Source organism: Rahnella sp. WP5 (assembly GCF_000745615.1).
Lineage (GTDB): Bacteria > Pseudomonadota > Gammaproteobacteria > Enterobacterales > Enterobacteriaceae > Rahnella > Rahnella aceris.
In genome coordinates, this window is record NZ_JQJR01000010.1 from 1 (window position 1) to 15,937 (window position 15,937).

Annotated in this window: 11 protein-coding genes and 1 pseudogene; 2 read left to right on the forward strand and 10 right to left on the reverse strand. The window is 53.6% G+C overall.

The annotated features are described in order from the left end of the window. The 5 genes from EX31_RS09055 to EX31_RS09075 all read right to left on the reverse strand — a co-directional run. A partial coding sequence (locus EX31_RS09055) for a hypothetical protein (RefSeq protein WP_037033553.1) occupies positions 1–778 on the reverse strand: 778 nt, incomplete at its 3' end. 16 nt (positions 779–794) lie between these two features. Continuing rightward, positions 795–3,374: a fimbria/pilus outer membrane usher protein gene (locus tag EX31_RS09060; RefSeq protein ID WP_051931003.1), complete on the reverse strand. Its 2,580-nt coding sequence runs from the start codon at positions 3,372–3,374 to the stop codon at positions 795–797. A 113-nt stretch (positions 3,375–3,487) separates the two neighbouring features. Beyond that, the gene (locus EX31_RS09065) at positions 3,488–4,162 is read right to left on the reverse strand and encodes a fimbrial biogenesis chaperone (RefSeq protein ID WP_037034358.1); all 675 of its coding nucleotides are present in this window, start codon (positions 4,160–4,162) and stop codon (positions 3,488–3,490) included. 76 nt (positions 4,163–4,238) lie between these two features. Then, positions 4,239–4,778, reverse strand: a complete 540-nt coding sequence (locus tag EX31_RS24950; RefSeq protein WP_051931009.1) for a fimbrial protein — start codon at positions 4,776–4,778, stop codon at positions 4,239–4,241. 77 nt (positions 4,779–4,855) lie between these two features. Beyond that, positions 4,856–5,383 carry a fimbrial protein gene (locus tag EX31_RS09075; RefSeq protein ID WP_037034361.1) on the reverse strand — a complete coding sequence of 176 codons (528 nt, stop codon included), beginning with the start codon at positions 5,381–5,383 and terminating at the stop codon, positions 4,856–4,858. A 447-nt stretch (positions 5,384–5,830) separates the two neighbouring features. Here EX31_RS09075 and EX31_RS09080 point away from each other — a divergent pair, with 447 nt between their 5' ends. Continuing rightward, a complete protein-coding gene (locus tag EX31_RS09080; RefSeq protein ID WP_037034363.1) occupies positions 5,831–6,772 on the forward strand; it encodes a LysR family transcriptional regulator in 942 nt (313 codons plus the stop codon). A 114-nt stretch (positions 6,773–6,886) separates the two neighbouring features. Here the strand turns inward: EX31_RS09080 and EX31_RS09085 are convergent. Then, a pseudogene (locus tag EX31_RS09085) lies at positions 6,887–7,196 on the reverse strand (porin); the annotation flags it as partial. Next, positions 7,172–7,357: a hypothetical protein gene (locus EX31_RS26155; RefSeq protein ID WP_037034369.1), complete on the reverse strand. Its 186-nt coding sequence runs from the start codon at positions 7,355–7,357 to the stop codon at positions 7,172–7,174. The pseudogene EX31_RS09085 and the gene EX31_RS26155, both read right to left, overlap by 25 nt. Positions 7,358–7,383: 26 nt before the next feature. Here EX31_RS26155 and EX31_RS09095 point away from each other — a divergent pair, with 26 nt between their 5' ends. Continuing rightward, positions 7,384–7,917 (forward strand): GNAT family N-acetyltransferase, encoded by a 534-nt coding sequence (locus EX31_RS09095; RefSeq protein ID WP_013575682.1) that lies wholly within the window; start codon positions 7,384–7,386, stop codon positions 7,915–7,917. Between the two features lie 285 nt (positions 7,918–8,202). Here EX31_RS09095 and cobA read toward each other — a convergent pair whose 3' ends face one another. The 3 genes from cobA to nirB are packed head-to-tail and all read right to left on the reverse strand — an operon-like array spanning position 8,203 to position 15,931. Further along, positions 8,203–9,060, reverse strand: coding sequence for a uroporphyrinogen-III C-methyltransferase (gene cobA, locus EX31_RS09100; RefSeq protein ID WP_369794786.1), 858 nt, complete (start codon positions 9,058–9,060; stop codon positions 8,203–8,205). 26 nt (positions 9,061–9,086) lie between these two features. Next, the gene (locus tag EX31_RS09105; protein ID WP_037034374.1) at positions 9,087–11,759 is read right to left on the reverse strand and encodes a nitrate reductase; all 2,673 of its coding nucleotides are present in this window, start codon (positions 11,757–11,759) and stop codon (positions 9,087–9,089) included. Then, on the reverse strand, positions 11,756–15,931 hold the full coding sequence (gene nirB, locus EX31_RS09110) for a nitrite reductase large subunit NirB (protein ID WP_081925168.1): 4,176 nt from the start codon (positions 15,929–15,931) through the stop codon (positions 11,756–11,758). Before nirB ends, EX31_RS09105 begins: the two co-directional genes overlap by 4 nt. Between the last annotated feature and the right edge of the window lie 6 nt (positions 15,932–15,937).

Below are 15,937 nucleotides of genomic sequence, written 5' to 3' on the forward strand. Positions count from 1 at the left end.
CTTTGGTCAAATCAATAATGCCATTACCCAGCGAAGATTGGGCGTCGAAGCTGATATTGACCGTCGTGTCTGCGTAGCATTGCAGAGGGATTTTGATGTCCACCGGGGGGAGTGTTGAGTTCTTGCCACTAAAATCTTCCTTTTTGGCTTCACCCATTGGCACAGGAATCGCGCTTGAGCCGGTGATTTCGCAAGATGCCTGCTTAATTACGACTGTTCCTATGTTTACTTTAAAGACATCTTTGTTGCCTGCACTGTCCTCCATCACAACTGAAGCCAGATTACCCGTCGTTACCTTGCCGGGAACGATCTCCCCCGTTTTAACGAACTCAACTTTTACGTTGGAGAGATAAATAGGGGTAGTGCCATCCCCTGTCTGGATTTGGATAATATGTACAGGATTAACTTGTCGATAATTTATAGTAACGCGTATTCCTACTCCCTCGACCCCACTCTTATAAATCGAGTTATTTGTTAAACTACTTGGAAAGGTAGAAGTATTTGGAATATTGTTTAACATGTAATCACCGGTACAGCTATTGGCCAGTACATTTAGCTGATTATAGGTGTAAGTTGCGAGTACGCTGCCTACAGGCTGGCTTTGCATTGCTGTAATTTGACGATCTACCGTTACTTTCCCAAATGTGGAGGGATAGTTACAAACACCCAGCGCCATGGCGTTATGCACACCACAGATCAACAAAAGTACTGCCAGTATTGACCGTATTCCCATCTTGCCGGAGCCGGTTTTTTTTAAAATAGCATATAAATTCTTCATGTTACTTCCTCATGCCTCAGTGGCATTGCGCCGTAATTTGTTTAATCAGCGCAGACGGGTCACTGGCATTGCTGCTGGTCAGCGAGTAAGCGCCTTTACACTGCTCGTTGCTGCCGTTACCCCATTTCGCCATGATGTTGCCGGTTTCCGGCAGGCCGGTCAGGTAAACTTCTCCGTTGTCACTGACAATGCCGGTGACGGTGCTGTCGTTATCCAGCAGGCTGACGGTGGCACCAAACGGCACCGGTTTACCCATAAACAGCAATTGCACTAAAGCACGCTGGCCGACGCGGGTTTTGAATTCTGCACGCACTACCGCACCGCGGGTTGGGATCACCGTCTGGGTATTCATGTCCATATCCACATCATCAGCAAAGCTTTCGGTTTCCAGCGTCACGCTGTTTTTGCGGTATGGCTGGGCATACGGCACGACCGCATAGCCACGCCAGTCGGTGTGTACACCGCTGTTGTTTTCGACGTTGACGTCATCAGCCCCCGGCGCTTTCACCAGCGTCACGGTATCGCCCAGCGGTTGTGACAGCGTGATGCCGTTTTCATGAAGCAGAATGCCGCCCTGAATGCCGTAACTCCACTGGCGGCTTTCCTGGTCATAGCTGTAACCGAGGTTGCCTTCGCCGGAGCCGCCTTTGTAATCCATGCTGGCATTACCGGACGCGCCGTTGCCCTGATTTTCGTAGCCCTGCTGGACGGAATAACTGAGGTTGTCACCTTGCAATAACGTCCCGCTGACGCCGGCCTGCTGAACGGTCGAACCGTGTTTTTTGCTGCTCATGTTGTAGGTTGCCGATGCCCCTGAGGACCCGATGAATCTGTCGAGCGGCACTGACATATTGAAAGCAAATACTTGATCCGCTTCAGTCATACCCGGATTTTTCGAGTAGTTGTAGTTAAAGCCGTAAGAGATGCCGTAAATGCTGGTGTTGTAGCCCAACTGTAGTAGCTGTTCTTTACCGTCGCCGCCCCAGTAATCCTGCTGACTGCCGCTGACATAAATTGAGCCGTAATCACCGATTGACTGGTTGACGGACAACTGCATTTTGCTGCGCTGATTGTGCGAGCGGTTGTAGTTATCGAAATCACTGTCAGTTTCTTTCTGGTAATCCTGTACGTCACTGAAAGCGTAGTAACCTTCGGTGGAGTAACGGTAACCGGCGATTTGCAGGTTAGTGTCGGTTGCCTCGAAGTTTTTGGCGTACATCGCCCGGTAGGACTGGCCTTTTTGAGTATCGGTTGAATCCTCAAACTCACTGGTGGCCTGCGTGGCATCAAATGACACCGCACCCGCTGAACCTAAGTCAAAACCCACGCCGACATTAGCGGCACGGTAGTTTTCGGCATACTGCACGCCGCCGTAAACGGTGGTACGTGCGGTCAGACCGTAAATATTGGACAACTGAATAAAGTTCGGTGTCTCGGTGTCGTCATTCCCGGTACGGTATTTCCCCAGCGCCATGTTGTATTTGAAACGGCCTTCGCGCTGTAAAATCGGCACGGAACTGGTGGCAATGTTGAATTTAGTGGCGGACCCATCGGACTCGGTGACAGTCACTTCCATATCACCGCCGTTGCCGGACGGGTATAAATCCGTAATCGCGAACGGCCCCGGCGATACGTTGGACTGGTAGATCACATAGCCATTCTGTTTGATAGTGACCTGCGCATTAGACTTGGCAATGCCTCGCACCGTCGGCGCAAACTGGCTCATGGAATCCGGCAGCATCTGGTCGTCGGAGGCAAGTTGCGCCCCGGTAAACTGGATACTGTCAAATACATCGGCGGGCGTGGAATATTCGCCCAGCGTCAGCTGACCGCCCTGCAGAAAACGCACGTCACGCTGCACATAGGTATTAATCGACTCAAAATTACTGGTGTTGGTGTCGTCGCCGCCGTGCGAGCCTTCATTCTGCTGATTGTTGTAGGTCGAATAGTTACGCAGGCGCCACGCGCCGAGGTTTGCCCCGCTGCGCAGGTTAACGAAGTTACTTTGCGACTGACCGCTGTTATCACGTTGCGTTGTTGAACCGGAATAGCTGTAGTTCAGCATGAACGCGGGAATACCGTTATCCCAGCGCTTCGGATCAACCGAGTTACGCGGACGGACGTTGACCCCGATTTGCGGTACAGTGATGTCGTAACGCTTACGGTTTAAATCCAGGTTTTCAGTGGCCTGCGGCACATAGGCACTCAGTGGCCTGGTCAGTTTTGCGTCAGGTGCAACGGCTTTCAGATCCGGGAAAACATCCAGTTTAACGCCGTAATCCGCCATCTCCGCGGGCGTGATCGCGCCGTAGAGTTTACCCGGCGCATCCGGCAGGCTGACAAATTCGACATTGCGTGAGTCAACCTGCTGGTTGTTCAGATAAACATCAACCTGATAGGTGCCGGGCATTTGCCCGCCTTTTTCGGCGAAATAATCCAGATTAACACCTTGCAAATCGCCACCGTCACCGATGGACTTAAGCATCTCAGGGTTAAAAGTTTCAGCGGAGAAAGCCAATCCGGGTAAAGATAACAATATGAAAAATGATAAGGGTTTTAATAAGAAAGAGCGGGCAGTCAGGTTGACTTTCAGCACACCATTCTTTCTTTTATCACCTTTTCTTCTAGTGCTGTCTTTATCCCAACTGTTTTTAATATTGTTATTTTCCATAATAAATGGACATTCCCGAGTTTAATTTTTCGACTTAATTAAATTGACGCTTTGACTTTTTCTGTTAATCCACCGAAGTCATTAATAGCCTGCCAGGTGATATTGTTTCCCACCGGAGCGTTATCTATTTTCAATGAAGATTTTGGAGGAACCATATATCCGTCTTTTAATTCATGACCATTGATGCTGACTTTGGTCATACTGACATAATAAGGCGTCGGGTTACTGGCGGTAAGAGTGCTGCCTGAGCGGGTGAAGGTTAAGTGCTCATAAGCTTTGGCAATGGCGTCTTTGTTGTTCAACGCTGCCGGGCGATAAATTAATTTGATACGGGTGTTAATAGAGAACTGCAATGAGTTCTTTTCTTTCGATGCAGGCGGTATGGCCAGCGTGTTCAGCCAGTAAACCGATTCTTTGTCCTGCGCTAAAGAAGAGGACGTCTGAGTTATACGTACAGCATTATCCTGGCCTGGTTCTATGCGGAATAATGGCGGAGTGGTAATAAACGGTACTTTTTCCCCTTTTTTGTCAGAACTCACCCACGAGCGGATAAGATAGACATTTGAGTCTTCGGTATTCTTAACAGAAAGGGATGCCTCTTTCACATTACCATTATAGATAACGCGGGTTGCGCCAACGGAGAAACCCGCAGAAGCCGAGATCGAAACACACAGAATAGCCATTCCTAAGGAAAGCTTAGATAATTTATTCATTTTAGCCTTTTATAAAAAAATGGCTCTTACTCAACATAAGTAAAATAAATAGCCAGATACATTGAGGGACTAACGATTACTCATAAGACATGGTGTAATTAATTACCATCGTAAAGTCGCCAATAGCGGTAGTGTTACCACCGGTCCACCACTTAGTTAATGAAACATTATATTTCAATTCATTAGTGCCCGCAGTAGTTACACCTTTGCTGACAAATTCATTAGGAATGACTTTGGTCGCAGTATTGGCATCAAAAATCATAGCAGCGACGTTGGCCTGATGATATGTTTCATTAGCTCTGAAGCCCTGAACATTCTCATCATATTGAGCACCTTCAAATTTGACAGAAATAGGTGCATCAGCAGGGCAACCCACTAATTTGATACTAAATGGTTTTGTCAGTTGCGCGTTAGTATCGCCAACTGCAGACAAACTCAAAATATTATCTTTTGTCAGAGTACCAAAATTTACAGATGAGTTAACGCTGCCGGCATCGATACCACAGGCATTGGTAATCACATTACCTGAGAAATTCAGGGTGCCATTTTCAGCAGCCTGAGCGGCAGTTACACCCAAACCCAACATCATCGCAACAGCAATACTTAATTTTTTCATAATATGGTTTAATCCTTTGAACCGAGTTAATTAATTTAAATAGCGTGAGTAATACAGCTGATTATTAACAACGGATATTAGTTATATGTCAGGGAGAAGTTAGTAGTCGCAGTGAAAGTACCGCCGGTAATCGCTTCTGCGGTAGACATTGCCGCCGCTTGCAAAGCAATTGTTGCCGAACCCGTTTCACTATTAATGGCTGCTAAAGCTGAGGAAGAATTCATCGGAATGAGTGAACCATCCATATTATACAGAGCAATGCCCAGGCCGGTTGCGGCAGAATCACCATTAAGAGCCAGCAGCTGGTTATTGGTGGCATCAGCAGCACCCAGCGTGGTCAACGCTACGCCTGTCTGGCTTGCCGGACATCCGGTTAACACAATATTAATGTCTTTTTTCGCGGAAATTGATCCGATAGTTGGGAAATCAGCAGGTACAAGATCGCCAAGAGCAACCGGCGCTGCAATGCTTGCGGCATCCACCTGGCAGCCTGTATCAATAATAGTACCGGCAACGTTAATGGTACCGTCAGCAGCATTTGCGCCCATTGCAGCAACCATGCCGGCAGCCAGTACGCTCATCTTAAAAAATGTGTTAATTTTCAAAATATATCTCCATTGAAATCGTGATTTAATTCCCTGAATCCATAAACAGGGGAGACGCATTATTCACATTAAGAGCCATGAAATAAACACAGTGAACTGAAAGATTCTTTAAGTTTGTTAAAGGATTCGAATTACATGTGTCATAACAAATAATTACCTTATAAAAAAACTCCTAATCGCTTTTAATAACGCCATGATAATTAAAAATTCATTAATAAAAGTAGCGTCGGCCATCAGGTATATTATAAAGTTATAACGCAACCACCCCTGCTTTATAGCGCATGTAGAAATGATGATGGTTATGGGTAAATTATTGAATTTACCATCTTTTCATAAAATAATTTCATAGTTATTTTTAATATCTCGAAAAATCAGAATTCAAAACTACACTTTTAAGTGCACGGGTTTAAATGACCTTATCTTTCTGTACAACAAAGTGAGAAAAATATGAAAGCAACTCATAATACCGAACGTCTTAATGCTGTTAAAGGCTTTGACCTCAATCTAATAACAATGTTTGAGTCTGTCTACATTCATGGCAGCGTTACCAAAGCGGCCAATGTTTTGGGGCTCACCCCCTCGGCTGTCAGTCAGGCGCTGGGACGCTTACGAGATCATTTTTCTGATCCATTATTCGTCCGGCAAGGGAAAAGCCTTTTCCCTACAACAACGGCGAATAGCATTCATGATAAATTGTTTGAATCTTATGATAATTTATTAGCCCGTTTCCAGGAGATAGATAGCCCGTCAACCATTACAAGCCTGGCTGTCAACTGCCCACCCTATTTATCCCTGACTATTCTGGGACCTTTAATCAGGCAGGTCGCTAAGATCGCGCCGGACTGTAAGGTTGTTCATACCACCGCAGGAAATTCTCTTTCGACAATAGACGATTTATTGACATTCCGTAAAACGGACATCGTATTTGATATAAACCCGCACAATAACTTATCCCGAAATACATTTTTGCTGTACGAAGAACCTTTGGTTGTGATATGTGCTAAAAATCACCCAAGAGTTAATGAGACAGCGTTGCCGGAGGAATTGATGAAGGAAGATTTCACGTTTATTGATAATGAAAGTCTGGTCAGAATTAATTTCGCCAGGCAACTTGAGAAGACAACAAAAATGAAAAGGAAAATCCGCTATTCTGTCGGGTATGTCGGATCTGCGATACCCATTATTGAAGCTACTGATACTCTGGCGTTCGTTCCTCTCCATGCCTATGAACAATACAAAAATCAGTATGAGATACGTCCGGTAGCTGTAGATTTAAATCTTCCAAAGTTACCGGTCTATATGGTTTATAATAAAACCTCTTTAAATAACACCTTCTTCTCTGACCTCATTAAATCTCTGGAGAAAGTTTTCCCCCCTGTGCATGCATAAAAGCAGTCCGGATTAAATAAGCACCTGACAGGTGCCTGGCGTGATAGTAAAAAAGGCAACATACATCGCCTTTTTTACTTCTCAGACACTGCTTAAACATTCAAAACGTATACATCACAACTGATAAACAATACCGACTGCGGTGACGTCGTCGGTGCTGATACCGGCTTCACAGGTAAAGCTGTTTTCATCCACCAGGTTAACCATGTCCTTTGTTGACGTTATACGCCACAAACGGTTGCAGACCGAAGTCAAACTGGTAGCTGGCGTACAGTTCCATGATCTGAGATTTATTGGCATAACCGTAAGCCGTATCATCAGAAACAGAACCGAAGCGGGACGCTTTATACGCCTGGGTATACATCGCGCCTAAATACACGCCGTGCGCGTCATACTTGATCAAACCGGAATACGCTTCAGTTTGAAAAACAGCCATCTTTTAAAACTGTTCTGCTTGCACATCCGGTGCTGGCGGCCAATATTACTGAACGGGATCTTGACCACTGGTGAGATCCGGCTCATTACACCGGCCGCGCCGCGCAAAAAGTTGATGAGGTCATCCGCTTTGCCGTGCAGTCCGGTCATCTGACTTCTTCTGAGGGATCCGGGTTATGACACAACATTTCAGGCGGCTGACGCTGGATGATAAACACGATTATCTGGCGCTGATGCTGGACGCCTATGCGCCAATCAAAGCACTCGGGATTCAGTTTGATGCTGCCACCGCCGATCTGGCAAGCGTGACACAACATCTCAACGATCATGCGGTGTTTGCGCTCTTTGATGACCAGCGGATGGTGGCTTCGGTCACCCTGCGCTTCCCGTGGGGTGCAATGCCGGGACTCATAGGCCTGCCGCATATTGGCTGGTTAGGCACGCATCCGGATTACGCCGGTCAGCGTCTCGGCAAGAAGCTGCTGGACTGGCTGGAAGACAACATTCTGATCCGCGAACTGAAAGCCCCGGCTTACTCGCTCGGCACCGCCACCAGCCATCCGTGGCTGCGTGACATGTACCTGAAACTGGGTTTTCAGCCGGTCTTCGAAAGAGACATCGGCAAAGGACACACCACGCTGTACATGAAAAAAATTCTCGATGAAAAAAGCCACGCCCGCTGGCTGGAACGTCAGGAAAATTTGTTATGAGCCTCACCGCCATGCTGACGAAACGGATTGTCAGCGCGGTTTGTAACCTCGTCCGGCGGTATTTTGGAACCGGCCTCAGGCTCTTAATTCACAGCCGGACTGATGTTGAAATCTAAAAACTCCTGCCTTTGAATTTAAGATCTTGCGGGCGATTCAGAAATCTTGCTGAACGGAGCGGCCTGGAGCCCCAAGGTTCCAGGACCGGGAGAAGGCACCGCGCAGCGGCAAGATTTCCAGCCTGTCACTGCGGTAACTGAAGCATAGCCAGCCAGCGTTAGCGCACAGTTAAAAAAACGCAGGATTGCAAAGAGGTTCGGTTAAAACCCTTTGGGCCGGTGTGGGTGGCAACCCACGGTCTTGACGTTGCCCCTCTCCCCGGTACATCCCCACCACCTCACCGACAATCAGCAGCGCAGGCGTTTGCACCTGTCCGGTAAGGATCATGTCTGCCAGTGTCTCCAGCCTGCCGGTCAGCACCCGCTGTTCCGGCCGGGTGCCGCGCTCAATGACGGCGACCGGGGTCGTCCCCGGTAAGCCATGCGCCATCAGCTGGTGGCTGATGGTTTCGCTGTTGGCAATGCCCATATAAAACACCAGCGTCTGACGCGCTTCGGCCAGCGCCCGCCAGTCAACATCCGGCTCTCCCTGTGCCCCGTGACCTGTCACAAACCGCACGGACTGCGCCAGACTGCGGTGGGTCAGCGGAATACCCGTGGATGCCGCACACCCCATCGCCGCCGTGATGCCGGGCACGATGTGGCACATTACGCCGTGCTGCTGGCAATGTGCCATCTCCTCGCCGCCGCGTCCGAACACAAACGGATCCCCCCCTTTGAGGCGCACCACGCGATGCCCGGCCAGCGCCAGACTGACCAGCAACTGATTAATTTCCTCCTGTCCCAGCGTGTGATTGCGCGTCGATTTACCGGCATCGATGCGCAGCGCCTCGTCCGGGATCAGCGCCATCACCGGCTCAGACACCAGCCGGTCAAACACCACCACATCCGCCTGCTGGATCACGCGCAGCGCTTTCAGGGTCAGCAGCTCGACATCCCCCGGCCCCGCGCCGACCAGCCAGACTTCGCCACGACACACCGGATTACGCCGGTTGGCACCCGCCAGAATTTGCGCGATCTGCTGCATCTGTAATGTTCTTTCGGGAATGTTGTTCATTGGCTGTCTCCCGCCGTCAGCGTGGCGAGCTGACCGGCAATGATTTTTTTGAGTTCAGGAATGCATGAGCCGCAATTTGTGCCGCATTTTAGTTTTTCGCCAAGCTGTTGCACGCTGTGACATCCCTGGCGGACGGCTTCAGTGATCGGGATTTCTCCCACGGAATAACAGCTACAAATGATGGCACCGGCGGGCGCTTTATCACGGCCTGCACGGCCTGCCAGCAACGACAGACGCTGTTGCGCCGTGTGCGGCGGTGTGGTGAATGCCGCCAGCACCGCCTGCCGGTCGGGTGACGGCGGCCTGCGGCGGGCATAGAACGCCAGTTGTAACGCGCCGTCAGACCAGGCCAGCAGGCTGAAACCGTCATCGCCCAGTTGCGCGGTCTGGCAGAGCAGGTTGTCCGTGGCGTAAGACTCCTTCAGCCACGCCATCCAGTCTGCCGGTAGCGAAGAGTCGGCCAGCGTAAAGTGGGTCACCCCCGGCTGGGTGATCAGACTCCAGTAAGTGGTCACCGGTGGCGTAATATTTTCACCACGCACAAACAGTTCGGCCTGCCACGCGGCAGGCCAGCGGCTCAGGCTGACCGGCATATGTTTGCTTTCCGGCTGTCCCGACAGCGGATCAACATGCGCTTCAATCAGCGCATCGACCCGCGCCTGCTGGCTGAACTGGCTGTTCCAGTGCATCGGCACAAACACGCTGCCGCGCGGTTGCAGATTGTCGGGTTGGGCGCGCAGCAACAGCCAGCCGTGCGAGGAGGCAACGCGTACCAGATCACCGGGCTGGATATGCGGCGCGTCATCAGGATGAAACTGACAAAACGGCTCGCTGATGTGCTGCATCAGCCGCGCTGACTTGCCGGTGCGCGTCATCGTGTGCCACTGGTCGCGTACCCTGCCGGTATTCATGATCAGCGGATACGCCGCATTCGGCGAATTTACCGGCAGCCTTGGCGTGATGGCGATCAGTTTCGCTTTGCCGTCAGGGTGAAAGAACTTGTTATCCGTAAACAGCCGCGCCGTGCCCTGCGGATTGGCGGCATTCACCGGCCACTGCACAGGCTGCAGGGTGTCCCACTCCTCATCCGAAAGCTGCGCCAGCCCGCTGATATCAAACGCCCGCGAACCCTGATTTTCAAAACCGGAAAGCGCGGCATGTTCGCGGAAAATTTCTGCCGGATGCTGATACGAAAATGCCTCTGCAAACCCTAAACGCTGCGCGACCTGACTGAGGATCCACCAGTCCGGTTTCGCCTCACCCGGTGCAGGCAGAAACGCCCGCTGGCGTGAAATACAGCGTTCAGAATTGGTCACGGTGCCGTTTTTCTCGCCCCAGCCCAGCGCGGGCAGGCAGATATGCGCGGCACGGGTGGTATCGGTGTCACGCATAATGTCGGAGACGATCACCAGCGGGCAGCGCGCCAGTCCGGCCCGTACCCGGTCGGCATCCGGCAGCGACACCAGCGGATTGGTGCCCATGATCCACACCGCTTTTATCCGGCCTTCTTCCACTGCGCGGAACAACTCCACGGCGTTCAGCCCGGCTGATTGTGTGACGTTGTCACTCTGCCAGAAACGCCCCACGCGGCTGATATCTTGCGGCGTAAAGCCCATGTGCGACGCCAGCTGATTCGCCAGTCCGCCGACTTCCCGTCCGCCCATCGCGTTCGGCTGGCCGGTGATTGAAAACGGTCCGCACCCCTCGCGCCCGATATGGCCGGTCGCCAGATGCAGGTTAATAATGGCGTTGCATTTATCCACGCCGGAACCGGACTGATTGATCCCCATCGAATACAGCGTCACCAGCCGCTGGCTGTCGCCCAACATCTGATAAAACGCCAGCAACTGATCCACAGGTAATCCGCAATACGCAGCGGTACGCGCCACTGTCCAGTCCCGCGCCGCCCGCAACGCGTCTTCAGCACCCTGTGTATGGCGTTGCAGGAAAGCGGTGTCGAGTTTTCCGCTCTCCGCCATCGCGTTCAGCGCACCACAAAACAGCGCCGCGTCACTGCCGGGGCGTAACGCCAGGTGTAAATCGGCGATATCACAGGTGGCAGTCTGGCGCGGATCGATAACAATAATGCGCATCTCCGGCCGGTCCTTTTTGGCCTGCGCCAGCCGCTGATACACCACCGGATGTGCCCATGCCGTATTCGAACCGGTCAGCAAGACGCAGTCGGCCCGTTCCAGATCCTGATAACTGCACGGCACCGCGTCGGCCCCGAACGCGCGTTTGTAACCCACCACGGCAGATGCCATGCACAGCCGCGAATTGGTATCCATATTTCCCGCGCCGATAAAGCCTTTCATCAGTTTATTGGCGACATAATAATCTTCAGTCAGTAACTGGCCGGAACCGTAAAATGCCACAGCCTGCGGACCCTGTTCGTCGATCACCGCCTGTAACCGCTGCGCGACCGTATCAAGCGCCCGCGTCCAGCTTACCGGCTGGCGGTCGATTTCCGGCTGTAACAACCGCCCCTGCAACCCCAGCGTTTCTCCCAGCGCACTGCCTTTTACGCACAGTCGTCCGTGATTAGCCGGATGCGTTTTATCACCACGGGCGCTGAAACTCCCGGTCTGCGGTTCCATGCTGACGCCACATCCCACGCCGCAGTAAGCACAGGTGGTCAGCGCCGGTGCTGTTGCCGGAGGTCTTTTCATACGCTGACCGTCGCAATGGTTTCAGCGGTTTTCACCCCCGGCTGTTCCTGCACCCAGACACGGCCATTTTCGACTTTCACCGGCCAGACACTCAGCGCCAGTTGCGCGTCGTCCACGCTGCGCCCGTCGTGTAAACGGAAACGCTGTTTGTACAGCGGCGAAATCACCACCGGCTCGCCTTTCACATCGCCCACCAGCCCGCGTGCCAGCACATTGGCATCGCTGTCCGGCTCATGGTTACTCAGCGCGAAAACCTGCTGCGGATGCTCCGGCAAATGGAACAGCGCAATCTGCCGGTTAGCCAGCCGCGCCGCCATACCGGCATTGGCCGGAATGGCGCTGAGATCGCACAACTCCACCCAGCCCTGCACCGCCATCACCGGCTGAGAAACGGCGCTGACGGAAATACCGGCGCGTTCCTGCGACGTCGCCGGGCGAACCTGCTGTCGCTCCGTCACCATCACTACCGCTTCATCCGGCTCGCTGCTGTTGACGAACGGACGGAACAGCGCCAGCCGGTCCGGATCTGCCAGCGTGGTTTGCCATTCGCACTGATATGTGCCGACCACCGCGTTCATCTCACTTTCCAGTTCTGCGCCGATGTGCAGGCTGTCTTCCAGCACCACCTGACGCAGGTAATCCATGCCGCCCTCGAGATTATCCATCCAGGTGCTGGTACGTTGCAGGCGGTCAGCGGTACGGATGTAAAACATCAGAAAGCGGTCTACGGTACGGATCAGATCTTCCGTGCTCATGTCCTGCGCCAGTAAATCAGCGTGGCGCGGTTTCATGCCGCCGTTGCCGCACACGTACAGGTTCCAGCCCTTTTCGGTGGCAATCACGCCCACGTCTTTACTCTGTGCTTCGGCGCATTCACGGGTACACCCCGAGACCGCCATTTTGATTTTGTGCGGGGAGCGCAGCCCCTTGTAGCGGTTCTCCAGTTGCAGCGCCAGGCCGGTGGAATCCTGTACACCGTAGCGGCACCAGCTTGAGCCGACACAGGATTTCACCGTGCGCAGCGATTTGCCGTAGGCGTGACCGGTTTCAAAACCGGCGTCCACCAGTTGCTGCCAGATTTCCGGCAGTTGTTCGAGGCGGGCGCCGAATAAATCCACCCGTTGCCCGCCGGTAATTTTGGTGTAGAGGTTGTAGCGTTTGGCGACCAGACCGATGGCGATCAGCCCGTCGGGCGTGATTTCGCCAGCCGGAATGCGCGGCACCACGGAATAGGTACCGTCTTTTTGAATATTGGCGAAATAACGATCGTTGGTGTCCTGCAACGGCAAATGCTGCGGTTTGAGCAGGTAATCGTTCCAGCAGGACGCCAGAATGGATCCCGCCAGCGGCTTGCAGATTTCACAGCCGCTGCCGTGACCGTGTTTCTGAATCAGTTCGGCAAAGCTGCGGATATTGCCCATGCGCACCAGGTGATAAATTTCCTGACGGGAATAAGCAAAGTGCTCGCAGACGTCTTTTTTTACTTCGACACCCATTTCGGTGAGTGCGAATTCCATCACCTGTTTGGTCAGCGCTGCACAGCCGCCGCAGCCTGTCGCCGCCTTAGTGCAGGCTTTGACCGCCGCCATATCGCCGCAACCGCCCTTCACCGCGTCACAGATATCTGATTTGCTGACGTTATGGCAGGAACAGATTTGCGCACCGTCCGGCAATGCCGCGACGCCCAGCGTTTGTGGCGCTGCACCGGCGCTGGCGGGCAGGATCAGGTTTTCCGGACTGGCGGGCAGCGGCATATCGTTAAGCATCATCTGCAAAAGCGTGCTGTATTCGTTGCTGTCGCCGACCAGCACCGCGCCGAGCAGGCGTTTGCCGTCCTGCGAGACCACGATTTTTTTGTACACTTCCGCCGGACCGTCGACCCAGCTATAACTCTGACTGCCCGGCGTGCGGCCATGCGCATCGCCGACTGAGGCCACTTCTACGCCCAGCAGTTTCAGTTTGGTGCTCATGTCCGCGCCTTTAAACGCCACCTCGCTGCCGGAAAGCGTATCGGCCAGTGTGCGCGCCATCTGGTAGCCGGGGGCGACCAGACCGAAAATCTGCCCGTTCCACAAGGCACATTCACCGATAGCAAAAATGGCCGGATCAGAGGTACGACACTGATCGTTAATCACGATACCGCCACGCGGCCCGACCTCCAGCCCGCACTCTTTTGCCAGCTGATCCCGCGGACGGATACCGGCGGAGAACAGCACCAGATCGGTCTCGAGATGACCGCCGTCGGCAAACTCCATGCGATAACGACTGGCTTCTCCGGCCACGATCGCGCGGGTTTCTTTGCCGGTATGGACCTGCACATCCAGCGCTTCAATTTTACGGCGCAGCATCGCCGCACCGCCTTCATCAAGCTGAACGCCCATCAGCCGTGGGGCGAATTCCACCACATGCGTTTGCAGTCCGAGATGTTTCAGCGCGTTTGCGGCTTCCAGCCCCAGCAAACCGCCCCCCACCACCACACCGGTTTTGCCGGTGGCAGCGCAGGCCTGAATCGCCGCCAGATCGTCCAGCGTGCGGTAAACCAGGCAGCCCGGCGCATCGTTGCCCGGAATTGGCGGGACAAACGGGTAAGAACCGGTCGCCAGCACCAGCAAATCGTAAGCCGTCTGCCGCCCCTGATGATCGACCACAAAACGGTGACGGGTATCGATATGACCGATGCTGTGCCCGAGGCGCAGTTCAATGCCGGTCGACGCAAAGAAACCCTCTTCTACGACCGACAGCGACTCCGCGCTGCGACCGGAGAAAAACTCGGACAAATGCACCCGGTCGTAGGCTGGTGATTTTTCTTCCGCAAACACAATTACCTGATATTGCCGATGCAGTTCACGCTCGACCAGTTGTTGCAGAAAATGATGGCCAACCATGCCGTGTCCGGCCATGACTAATACGGGTTTCGACATTGCAGTGCTCCTCGTTACCTCGGCGGGTAACTGTTCTGATTTAATAGCCGGTTCATCGCCGGGGCTGAATATGCTCAATGGCGTCTGGCAGTTGGCGGGATGGCTGATGCGGGCGAAATATTCCGGCCCGTCGCTGATATCACCCCACAGCAACACGCCGGTGAGCCGGTTATCACGCAGCAACAGGCGGCGGTAATGACCGTCAACCGGGTCAGATACCGTGTGAATTTGTGCGCCGTCGCCGCCGTGCAGTTCACCGGCACAGAACACGTCAATGCCGGTCACTTTCAGGCGCAGCGGCACCGTGTGCATCACCGGAGAAACCACCGGTGCACCGGCCAGACGGGCCGCCAGCGCCTCAGCCTGTTGCCAGCACGGCGCGACCAGACCGGCGGTCAGTTCCCCCTGCTGACAACATTCGCCAATGGCCGAAATAGCCGGGTCGGAGGTTTGCAGCGTGACGCTGACCAGAATGCCGCGATCACAGTCCAGTCCGGCGGCCTGCGCCAGGGCAATCTCGGGCCGGACACCGGCGGCTACCACCACGCGTTGCGCGGGAATTTCACGCCCGTCGCTGAGCCTCACCGCCCGTACATTCCCGGCGGGGTCACCGGCATAGGCCACGGTCTGCGCCTGTAAAAGGGTCGTAATGCCGCGCGTGGCGAGGCTGGCGCGAAGCAGTTCTGCACTATGTTCATCGAGCTGGCTGTCCATCAGATGGTTGCCGCGATGCAACAGGCTGACCTGCATGCCCCGCAGCGCCAGTGCGGCAGCGGCTTCCACGCCTAATACGCCGCCGCCCACCACCACGACCGGCTGTCCGGCGTAATCTCCGCTGAGGATGTTTTCCACATCCTGCTGCTGACGGAAACCGTGAATACCTCGTAGTTGTGCGCCCGGCGCCGCCAGCATAAAAGGCCGCGAACCGGTGGCGAGCACCAGATGGTGATAGTCAAACATCTGCCCGCCAGCCCGCACCCTGCGGGCAGTGCGGTCAATTTCTGTCGCCGCCGCACCGGCGATAAACGTGACGTTGTGACGTTTGTACCACTGCGCATCATGGGTCACGATGTCATCAAACTGTTTTTCACCGGCGAGCACCGGCGTGAGCAGAATGCGGTTATACGCAGGCTGTTTTTCTTCGCCGATGATCACAATGCGGTAACGCTCCGGCGCACGCTCGCACAGCCGTTCCACCAGCCGCACGCCCGCCATTCCGTTGCCAATCACTATCAGGGTGGGTTTATCCATTGCGCT